Raw genomic sequence first — 9,930 nt, forward strand, 5'->3', positions numbered from 1 at the left:
CCTCCCTTCAGAAATATTTTTCAAAATTTCTTTGATTTTGCGAAAAAACAGTTCCGCTAACCACCCTGTATTTCTCCTATTAGTGAGGGAGTAATCCATTTCTTTTGTTTTAGATTACTCCCGGCAGCAAGAAAGGAGAAATGACCAATGCCAAGCCAAAACCGTGAACTGACAGGCCGGGAAAAGCAGCGGATAAAAAAGCTGATTACTTCTCTGTGCGCCAACTACGACAAAGAATACGGATGTTTGCCGCTGGATTGCGACTGTCCCATGTTCGGTCTCTGCTACACAAACAGCGCTCTATGCCGATATTTCCGCAGCGCAGTGCTACCGACCGACGCAAAATTGGGAAGGAATACACCTGCGGAGAAATCCTTGAAGGGCTGCGGGAGTATCAGTTCGCAGATGTGCAGGGCCAGGGGTTCATGCCCATCTGTACCAAAACAAAACTGACGGATAAACTGCATGAGATCAGCGGATTCAGCACGGATTTCGAATTTCTTACAAAAAGCAAAATGAGGGAAATCGAAAAAAAGAGCAAAGGGAAATAAAAAGCCTATATATCAAAACAAAAGAACACCGCCGTAATACCCTCATAGAATGGGCATTACAGCGGTGTTTGGTCTTTTATGACTGTCAAAGACGGAATTATAGGAGAGAAGAGGTAGAGAGTAAAGAGGTTTTTCAGCAACTTCCAGCGTCCGGTTTATTACTCATATCCCTTTAATTGCTGAATATACCCTTTAACGATTCGTAAAGTATCGTCAAGAAAATCCAGGATATCCTGCATCTTTACATTTTCGTCAGATACAATCTGTTGGGCCTGCTCTATCGCTTCTTCTGAAATCTCGATTTGACTTTGATACAATTCTCCCAGTTTTATCAGAGCCTTTTTTTTGATTTGAGCATAAATTTCATCAATACTGTTAAGAATACTGGAGGTAATAGAGGGAAACTCCTTCAAAACAGGAGTAATAATATCCACTTGCCTTTTAGCCATTGTTTTTTGCCGTATGACGCCTGCGATAGCCTGTCCGATTGTCACAAGCGGCCCCAATGCTGTACTTAGTCCTGACATGGAGAGAAAAACATCTCCGGCGAACATAGCCGTATCCACACTTGTCCAGCTGATATCAGTAATACTATTAGATACTTGAGCTTGAATGCTTCCATAAGCATTTTGAGAAATTTCCCCGGATATTGCTTTTGCATTACTAAGTAGTAACTCCCCAATCTCTTTCTGATGCTTTTGGGTACATGCTAGAATCGCACTTTTTATGTGATCCATAAGGTAAAACTGGAAATAGCGTTGAAGGTCACTGATATCCGTTGTACTGTTCAGTCCTTCGATTTCTTTTTTCATTCGCTCCAAGAAAGTACGCATCCATCCTTTTGCTTCTGTCGACATTTCGTCTATATTAGCAGAAAGGGTTTCTTTATGTTTTTCTATACCAGCCCGTAAGACGGCATCCTGCTCTTTAAATATATCCTCATTCCGTTCCAGTTTTTCAGCGTTTGCCTTTAAAGAGGTTTGAATAAGAGTTATGCGGGAAACAATCTCGTCAAGAAGATTTTGGGTTAGGGCTATCCCACGTGTTGATTTGATAATATTTTTTTGAAAGAGAATGTCATTTTGTATTGCAGACTCAAACTCCAAAAAATTATTTTCCAATACTTCCGTTAATTCATGTTCAGGCCGATTCAAACCACGCTTACGGCAATATTCATCCAAAGCACTTAAAATATACACATATATCTTATCACTGATTGTCTTTGCACGATCTTCAACTAGTTCTTTCACCTTTATTAAATTTTCTTCTGTTTCTAGAGTATCAGCCATATTAATAACCAAAAACACTCTAAAAAAGCTCTGCGGCATGATTGTGGTAGATAAGAATGCCTGTTCCGTATAAGAAAGAGGAGAGCGTGCCGACACTACATAGATAATCGCATCAGCATTTACTAAGTAGTCGGCTACCTGTTCATCAAATGCTTTCAGTAAATCACTCATTCCGGGTGTATCAACAATTGTTATATCCTGAAGGTATTTATGATTCAGACGAATATCAATGTGGTCAACAGGTGCGGGAAGCTGCTCCATAATCTTATCTAGAGATTCCCGCGTGAGTTCAGCCTGTGAAAGCGGAACGCGTTTTCTGTTCTTTAAGACCGCTTCCGTACGAGAAATATCCGAATATGAAAGCTTATTAATTGTAACAGTCTCTGGCGTAACTGCTGTGGGAACAGCAGCTTCCCCCAACAGTGCATTGATGAGTGTAGATTTACCACGCTTAAAATCACCGATAAAAACTAGTTGGAACCCTCCCCGCAAACGTCTGCCAATTATATCTTTTCTGTTACGAATTATTTGGATGTTTTTTTCACCCAGAGCTTTAATAAAGTATCTATCCCCGCATAATCCGCCAATGTTTTCTAAAATCTGTTCTAAATCAGTACAGATACTTTCATAATCCAGAATTATCCTATTTTGAAAGGATTCAGCACTCATGGTGTTCGCCTCCTATTTTCGCTTTTTGCCACGCTGATATATTTTTCGCAGCGGGAGTCTAATTCCTGCTTCCCAATAAGATGCATATCTGGAGTCTTCCATTCCGGTCGCCAAGAGTACAGAACTTCACTACCTAAAAATTCCCTAATAGCAAAGATACGCCGCACCGAAAGGGGATGCGTATCTTCAAGTTCCAGCAAACGGACGGGGGTAGAGCGCAGAGTATCGTATTGTTTAAGTATAGCTTCAATATTGATATCTTGACGATTTAACGCAGCACCATACATAAATTTAGCTTGCAGTGTGATATTGTCATTTGCAGCATCGGAGCAAATAACACCTGCACGGTCACAGGTGACTTCTCCAGCGCGGCTCCACATCATAATCGACCAACGCAAAGGTGCAGAAATGGCTGCCATAATCTGCTGAATACCTGGAATGGCAATCTGCAAAGAATTCAGAACCAGATTAGCGGCAGTATTATAAATGCCATGATTATTATGGATATGCCCACACTCATGTCCAATTACCGCCCGCAGTTCACCCGGGGTAACTCGCTCAAGTAGCGCAGATGTAATTAATATAATAGGAGTGTCATCTTCATACGCATATGTACAAGCATTAATTATAGAAGGATTAGGTTCAATATAAACCGCAGGGATACCAATCCCTAAGCGCATAGCACAGTCGGAAACAATTTCGTATACATCGGGGAATTGAGTTGGCCCTACCTTCAAAGAGCGCAAGTTTGTCTGCTGTTTTATATAGGGAACATAAGTGTTTGTAATCGCCTTTACCAGCGGATAAAAGCCGGGGATCGCCCTTATCTTCTGACGAAGAAGATAATCTACGCCGTATGCATAATCCGGAATTTCTCCCACCATGTGGGATTGTGCCAGAGCCTTACGATTGGCAAGATAATTTTTGAAGCTAATATCAATTACTTCAGTTGGATTTGTCCTCACGATTCATCCGCCTCCTGCCTGGTAAGTACAAGAGTCAATTCTTTACTGATTTCATCCGCACGAGTGCAGATGGCGTCCAGCTCAGCCAGCATGTTTTTAAGCTCTTCTCGTTCGCGGGCATCCATGCTGTCGTTCTGTGCCAATTCAACCTTGAGCTGTGTAAGTTGGTTCTGTGTATCTCCCAAAATATTTTCTGTTTCGATCCGAATCTTTTCTTTGAGTGCATCAAATGCGGATTCAATCTGAGAACGAACTATATTACTCACATCATCAGCCGCTTTCATCTGAACCAGTTCAGCATGAACAGCATCCTTAAAGGAATTTTTAAACTTTTCGATTCGATCCTTCACGAAAACTTTTCCCAATGCCCACTTTCCAGTAAATGCCCCAACTGTCGCAGCGCCAATCCCTGCAACCAACAGGACAGGCCAAGTGAGCGGGATAGATAGCGCTGTAAGCAGGACGCCAGCGCCCATGCTTGCGGCCATTGTCCCTGCAAAGCTAGTTCCTCCTCCCAGCAAAGCGCCCTTCCAGCCAGCTTGTTTGTAACCCAGATAAATTCCTCCCAGTCCATAGCCTAGCAAACTGGACGCAACAACACTAATAGCCATATCTGAGCCGGAAGAACCATCCCCGTTCACCGAAATAAACAAGTTTTGGATACCTTCAGTGGCTTCATAAAACTTGTTTTCAAAATCCGATAAACGCTCCGCTTCATCGGATAAAGCATCATCAATGGCCAGTTGTACGCGTTCCATGATATTTTGGCTGGTTCTTGATATTGCCGCTTTCACTGCTTTTGTCATTGCTTCCTGCGTTTCCTGGGCGGCCGAACCCTTTAATTCATCTGCTGAAGCAATGAAATAGGAATCAACTGCATCGTCTGCCGCTTGTTCAAGAGAAGACCAATAATCCTTAATGACGGGAATCAAGTCGTTGTAAGTTCGTTCCGCAGCTTCATTAATTTGTTTGAACTCCCTTTGACGTTCACTGCGAATACGCTCTATTTCTGCCATTGCTTTTTCGTATTTGGTATTAAAGTCCTCTTTGTGCATAGCCAGCGCACTTTCTCTTAATTGCACTGCTTTGACAAGTTCAATAGAAGATGTTTTAATACGGCTGATGGGAACGTTCAACATAACCGCGCCCCGGTCTTCCGTTAAAAAGCGTTCCAGTGCTGTCTCAAATTCAGGGAATCTGCTTTTCGCTAACATATCGGGATCGCCCTTTTGCTTTGCTTTAAGCGCTTTTTTAGCAGACAGCCCATAGATATGGATATTTCCCAGTTTTCGTTGGTAAGCCTCGTATTCTTTGGAACCCTCTCCATAAGTCTTTTTCGCTTTCGACAAAACAGATTCCGTAATCCGTTTTTTAATGACATTTAAGATTTTTTGCGCGTCATCCTCGTCATAAAGATCAATACCGGTAACAACAAAAAGAACGCGTCCTAAATCACTGGTAATTACTTTATTTTCCAAAAAGTCACACTCATATTGAGAAAAGGGAGAACCTGCCATCATTACCATAATGGCAGCATCAATTTGAGGCAGTACGGATAATGTAACATTGGTCATGGCCTCATCATCGTTTAAACCGGGAGTATCAATGATAGTTACACCGTTTTTACAATAATTAACAGGATAGTACACCGTAGCAATTTTAACGGTTTGGGCAACTTGCTCGCTTTCTGGCGTGAGTTTTGTCACATAGTCGTTTAATTTGTCAATTTCAATATCTTCGGTTTTCCCATCATTGTATTCGATACGGACAAAGGGAGTGACACTGTAAGCTACCCTGTTAATGGTGGCTGTGGTTGGAACGACATCTGTAGGCAGTACGTCCTTTTCAAGCAGTGCATTGATGAGCGTACTTTTTCCTCGCTTAAACTCCCCCACAATAGCAACGCTGAAAGTATCCTCAGCTAAACGCCTGAGCACATCTTCGATAGCCGCTACATTCCCCTCCAGATTCATACGCTGACTGAATTCACGAATCTTTTTCAAATCGCCTGTGAGTTCAATCACCGTCTGCTTGTAATTTGTAAAGCTGCTGAATTTTGTTTCTGACATAAAAATCCTCCCCTGAAAAATTCTCTGATATAGCCATAAATAGCCGCTGGACAGCTATCATAATCAATAATCCTATCGGAAGAAGAATGGGGTCGTAAAACATCTTTCTATTTGATTCTCATACCGCATTTCTCGCAAAAGATTGTTCCAGCAGGAACTTTACAACCACAATTCGGACATTGAGTAGGGGTAGCAGGAGGTGTTTGACGCGCTCCGCAATTCGGGCAAAAAGCCTGTCCAGCTGATAAAGGCTTCCCACATTGAGTACAATACTTTGTATTTTGGCTGATATTAGCTGTAGTCGTATGCGTATTAGAATCGGAAGAAACAGAAGCCTGCGTATGGCTTTTGGGGCTTGAAAGCACAATAAGAACAGTAAAAATAATACACATAGGGATAGACAGGAATAGCCCTAGAATGAATGATCCTCCTACGCAGCAAACAAATCCTGTAATAGCTAACCCTATTTTTCCTTTTTTATAACCAATAATTCCTGGAATCAAGCCAAGCAACGCCCCCATCATCAAAGAGCCAAAAATTACTCCCACATAGTAGTCTGTTCCCATAAATATATCCCTCCTACTTATTCGCTTTTTATAGTATTGTAATTTATAATTAAATTTTGTTTTTAATCATGGCATTCCGGGCATGGTTCATAGCCGCGGTCATCAGCAGCATGGGTATTATACGCCAGGATTGACCATTCGTCACTCCAATTATCCCAAACGTCGCAGGCATATGTATGATAAAGATTGTCATCGCTATTGCTATCAATAATAGCGATATATTGGTTCATAAAATCAACCTGTTGGTTCATGGCCGAATTCAGTTCTTTCAATTCATTCCTGTCGCTGTTGGCTGAATAATACCTCTGCCTATAATCGTTCGCCTCATTAAATTCAATCCAAGCAAAGATGGTCGAAAAAATACAAATACTTATAGAAAGCCCAAGAATTATACGCCATTTTTTTTCGAGTTTTTGAGGCATAGCAACAGAAGTTTCTTTTTCCTTAATTTCTGGGGATGGTCGAATTTCATCTTCTAACCGAGTGCCACAATGCTGACAAAAAAATTGTTCATCAGTTGCTTCTGAGCCGCAGTTTGGACATTTTTTCATAATAATTCCTCCCTCACAATTAAATTATTTTTAGCGGGGCACCGCATTTTTGCAAGCGTTCATATTCAATCCTCTTTCTGGATTTCCTCCCATAAAGAATTACTCTGCTGAAGAATTTCTTGGGCACTTTGGTAAAACATCTGATAATTTCGCAGATAAGCCTTATATTGCATATCCTGTGCCTCCTTCCTATGAGTAATTTCTTCCTCTACGCAGGAATATAGTGCTTTCAGGTGCATTTCAAATTGAGTGCACCAGTTTTTTGATATGATAGATACAATTTGATTCAGTTCCCGGATATAATTTGTAATGGACATATCGGCAGCTTGTATAATGATCTCGATGACATTACAACTAGTTAAGTCCTGAATTTCACCATATGATGCCTTCCACAAAAACATTGCGTTGCCGAATATTGTTTGCGTGAAGTTCATCATGGCCGCTGCTGTATCATCAAAGCTAATTAGGGTTGATGCGGCTAGAGTCTCAGAAACAAAATGCAGTTTTTCCCTTTCCTGCTGACTGAATGGTGGCAGAATACTTTCAAATGCATGAATCATTTCACTTTGCAGAATCACACATCTCTTGCGAATTTCATCACAGACTCGGGCTGATGTCTTATCTAAAGCTGCACGGATAACTTCATGTTTGTTCTGACGCAGTTGTGATAAATCCCTGATAAATTCGTTGACAATATAATTTTTATTCGTATTGAAAGCATTTATCATATTTTGCAGCATATCAGAATTACGTATCAAAATTGATTCTAGCTTTTTAGGAGAATTAGTATAATACTGGTTGAGACAATTCTTACAAGATTCCAGCTTATGAAATTCATTTTCTAAGAGCCCTGTATGTTTTCGATTTTGCCCATCAAATTCTGAAACTACAAAATGTAATGTTTCAACAGATTTCTTAATGGCATTTTCCAGTTGCTTTGCCGTAACAATGCTGATGAGCGCATCATAAAACGGTTCAAAACGACTCCTTTTACGCAATTCACGATTATTTGAAATAAAAGATTCAAGGGCCTGTGATGAGGAAATGCCATTAATTTGTAATCGGTCTAATAGCCGATGCGCTTTTCGGATAATTATCTCCGAACTGTTTCGTTTCTCTAATTCTGAAAATACTTCCGATTGGATACGGCGTCGGATGTATGCCATAAATTTTTCATACTCATAATCATCTTCATCCAGCTGATCCAGGAAAGTGACAACAAAAATTAGATTACTTATGCTATCGCTTTCGATAAGTTGGCATACGAAATTTTTTTCTGTTTCGCTGAAAGGAGCGCGGGCGTGGATCGGAACGATTACTGCATCAACATTTGCAATTGTATCTATTGTGATTTGCGTCATTCTTGCTTCATCGTTCAACCCAGGAGTGTCAATAATGTCAATATGATTCTGGCAAATCATTGTTGGAAAATACACGGTAGCTTCTTTGATCCGTAATGCCCTGGCTTCCCCGTCTGCTGTGGTTTTGGTAACATAGTTGGCCAACTCGCCAATCGGAATTTCCTTTTTTTCTCCATCGCGAAAAGTAATAATAGCTTTTGGCGTTGTACCGTAAGTAATGCGATTGATTGTTGCTGTAGTTGGCGTTGCATCAGCAGGCAGTATCTTTGCTCCCAAAAGCGCATTGATAAGCGAACTTTTACCGCGTTTGAATTCACCCATCACAGCGATTTGATATTGCTTATTTTTAATTAATTCCTTGCAGTCCTGTATAGAGTCAAGTAATGTTTGATCGAAGCCCAAAATGGACAGCAGTTCTTGCATCTGAACCAGACATTCATGAAGCCGGTATTCCACACTTCTATATTCAGTCACCATTCCTCAATCTCCCGATGTTCCCAAGTAGCCCCATAGCATTTTGTTTTATTTTAAATTTATTCATCTTTATTATGCGGGAACACTCTTTGTCAGTTCTTATAATTATTAGCGACACTATATCGTTAAGGAAAATAGCTATTTTTATAGTTCGTATGATATAATTGTCACTGCTCATTTTCTTCAACCACATAATGATTGTTATGTGGTAGCTGGCCAATATTTATTCCGCAAAATTCAGAAAAAAGATTTGATAGGTATATAATGTTGTATAATCAATCATCCTGGTTAGGAGTTCTGTGGACAAAACTGCGGAAACTCAAGGAGAGCGAGTGTTGAATTTTGGCTATTTATGTGGTATAATTAATTAATATGAATTTGCTGTTCAACCACATAACAATCATTATGTGGTTGTTTTTATATTTTGCGATAGTATCAGTTTCATGCGGTTTATTTGCTTTTCGTGTTCTTTGCCACTTTCCATTGTATAAATCCGAGTAGTAGCGATATTGGAGTGCCCTAATAAATCGGCAAGGCGGGCGATATCTTTTTCCAATCCATAGAAGGTTCGAGCGAATAAATGACGTAAGTTGTGGGGAAATACTTTTCCTGATTCAACGCCCGCATCCTTACATAAGGCTTTCATCTCTTTCCAAATATTCGATCTATCGAGAGTTTTACCATTTTTTGTGCGAAAAATCACTCCTCTTTTTATCCTTTGTTTTTTACAGTATTCCTTCAATGCACGGCATAAATCTACCGGAAGAAATACTGTGCGAGTTTTTCCCTTACAAGCAACAGTTGCCCGCCGCGTTAATATGGAATTTACCGTAATAAATTTTAATTCTGATACCCGTATGCCCGTAGCGCAGATGGTTTGTAAAAGAAGCGACAACCGATAGTTTTTCTTTTGTTCAGCGGTGGTTACTAATTTTTTATATTCTTCAATCGTCAACTCTTTTTCTGGTTTTGCAAAAATCTCTCTTTGAATTTTTATCGGCTTTACTTTCATTTCCGAGAATCCCAGCCAATCCAAAAAACTATTGACCGCTGCCAACATGGAGTTGACACTAGTAGGTGCATAAACTACCGTTAATTGCTCCTTCCAGAAAAGAAATTTTTCCTTTGTTATAGGTTGCCCTGATAGAAAGCACCGAAATGCCTGCAAATCACGGAGGTATTTGCTAATAGTATTCTCACTCCGCCCCTCCTGTTGTAAATAAGTTTTGTAATCGGATAACCGGTTCAAATAGCTATAATCAAGTTCTACGGTCAATTCTTTTGTTTGCATAAATATTCCCTCGCTCTTTCTTAATGTGCCATTTGTATTGTATCTAAAAAAGTGTGGAATAAAATATGAAAAAAGAGGCGCATGTTTCTAGACCCGGCAATCACTAGAGAGTTTGTGGATCTTCAGAAAGAGCGCCTGGACGAA

At 40.3% G+C, this 9,930-nt stretch carries 8 protein-coding genes and 1 pseudogene; 2 read left to right on the forward strand and 7 right to left on the reverse strand.

All coding sequences use genetic code 11. From position 1 onward, the window contains the following. Positions 1 to 147: 147 nt before the first annotated feature. Together ACZ25G_RS04980 and ACZ25G_RS04985 are read left to right on the forward strand one after the other, a co-directional pair. Positions 148 to 279: pseudogene (locus ACZ25G_RS04980) on the forward strand (cysteine-rich VLP protein); the annotation flags it as partial. A 23-nt stretch (positions 280 to 302) separates the two neighbouring features. Then, positions 303 to 551: a hypothetical protein gene (locus ACZ25G_RS04985; protein WP_463681748.1), complete on the forward strand. Its 249-nt coding sequence runs from the start codon at positions 303 to 305 to the stop codon at positions 549 to 551. 158 nt (positions 552 to 709) lie between these two features. Here the strand turns inward: ACZ25G_RS04985 and ACZ25G_RS04990 are convergent, their stop codons facing one another. The 7 genes from ACZ25G_RS04990 to ACZ25G_RS05020 form a co-directional block, all read right to left on the reverse strand. Next, on the reverse strand, positions 710 to 2,509 hold the full coding sequence (locus ACZ25G_RS04990; RefSeq protein WP_463681741.1) for a dynamin family protein: 1,800 nt from the start codon (positions 2,507 to 2,509) through the stop codon (positions 710 to 712). Further along, positions 2,506 to 3,474, reverse strand: a complete 969-nt coding sequence (locus ACZ25G_RS04995; RefSeq protein WP_463681742.1) for a M48 family metallopeptidase — start codon at positions 3,472 to 3,474, stop codon at positions 2,506 to 2,508. The genes ACZ25G_RS04990 and ACZ25G_RS04995 overlap by 4 nt, the downstream gene beginning before the upstream one ends. Further along, on the reverse strand, positions 3,471 to 5,543 hold the full coding sequence (locus ACZ25G_RS05000; protein WP_463681743.1) for a dynamin family protein: 2,073 nt from the start codon (positions 5,541 to 5,543) through the stop codon (positions 3,471 to 3,473). The genes ACZ25G_RS04995 and ACZ25G_RS05000 overlap by 4 nt, the downstream gene beginning before the upstream one ends. Before the next feature lie 107 nt (positions 5,544 to 5,650). Continuing rightward, positions 5,651 to 6,109 (reverse strand): zinc ribbon domain-containing protein, encoded by a 459-nt coding sequence (locus ACZ25G_RS05005; protein ID WP_463681744.1) that lies wholly within the window; start codon positions 6,107 to 6,109, stop codon positions 5,651 to 5,653. Between the two features lie 62 nt (positions 6,110 to 6,171). Next, positions 6,172 to 6,660 carry a zinc ribbon domain-containing protein gene (locus ACZ25G_RS05010; protein ID WP_463681745.1) on the reverse strand — a complete coding sequence of 163 codons (489 nt, stop codon included), beginning with the start codon at positions 6,658 to 6,660 and terminating at the stop codon, positions 6,172 to 6,174. Between the two features lie 65 nt (positions 6,661 to 6,725). Beyond that, on the reverse strand, positions 6,726 to 8,444 hold the full coding sequence (locus tag ACZ25G_RS05015; protein WP_463681746.1) for a dynamin family protein: 1,719 nt from the start codon (positions 8,442 to 8,444) through the stop codon (positions 6,726 to 6,728). A 454-nt stretch (positions 8,445 to 8,898) separates the two neighbouring features. Then, complete coding sequence (locus tag ACZ25G_RS05020) at positions 8,899 to 9,786, reverse strand: tyrosine-type recombinase/integrase (protein ID WP_463681747.1); 888 nt, start codon at positions 9,784 to 9,786, stop codon at positions 8,899 to 8,901. Positions 9,787 to 9,930 lie beyond the last annotated feature (144 nt).

The organism is Zongyangia sp., assembly GCF_965361945.1.

What these genes read in the sequence shown, in the direction of transcription:
- ACZ25G_RS04985 (WP_463681748.1), top strand. Translation starts at nt 303, where the DNA reads ATGCCGATATTTCCGCAGCGCAGTGCTACCGACCGACGCAAAATTGGG.
- ACZ25G_RS04990 (WP_463681741.1), bottom strand. Translation starts at nt 2,509, where the DNA reads ATGAGTGCTGAATCCTTTCAAAATAGGATAATTCTGGATTATGAAAGT.
- ACZ25G_RS05000 (WP_463681743.1), bottom strand. Translation starts at nt 5,543, where the DNA reads ATGTCAGAAACAAAATTCAGCAGCTTTACAAATTACAAGCAGACGGTG.
- ACZ25G_RS05005 (WP_463681744.1), bottom strand. Translation starts at nt 6,109, where the DNA reads ATGGGAACAGACTACTATGTGGGAGTAATTTTTGGCTCTTTGATGATG.
- ACZ25G_RS05010 (WP_463681745.1), bottom strand. Translation starts at nt 6,660, where the DNA reads ATGAAAAAATGTCCAAACTGCGGCTCAGAAGCAACTGATGAACAATTT.
- ACZ25G_RS05015 (WP_463681746.1), bottom strand. Translation starts at nt 8,444, where the DNA reads ATGCAAGAACTGCTGTCCATTTTGGGCTTCGATCAAACATTACTTGAC.
- ACZ25G_RS05020 (WP_463681747.1), bottom strand. Translation starts at nt 9,786, where the DNA reads ATGCAAACAAAAGAATTGACCGTAGAACTTGATTATAGCTATTTGAAC.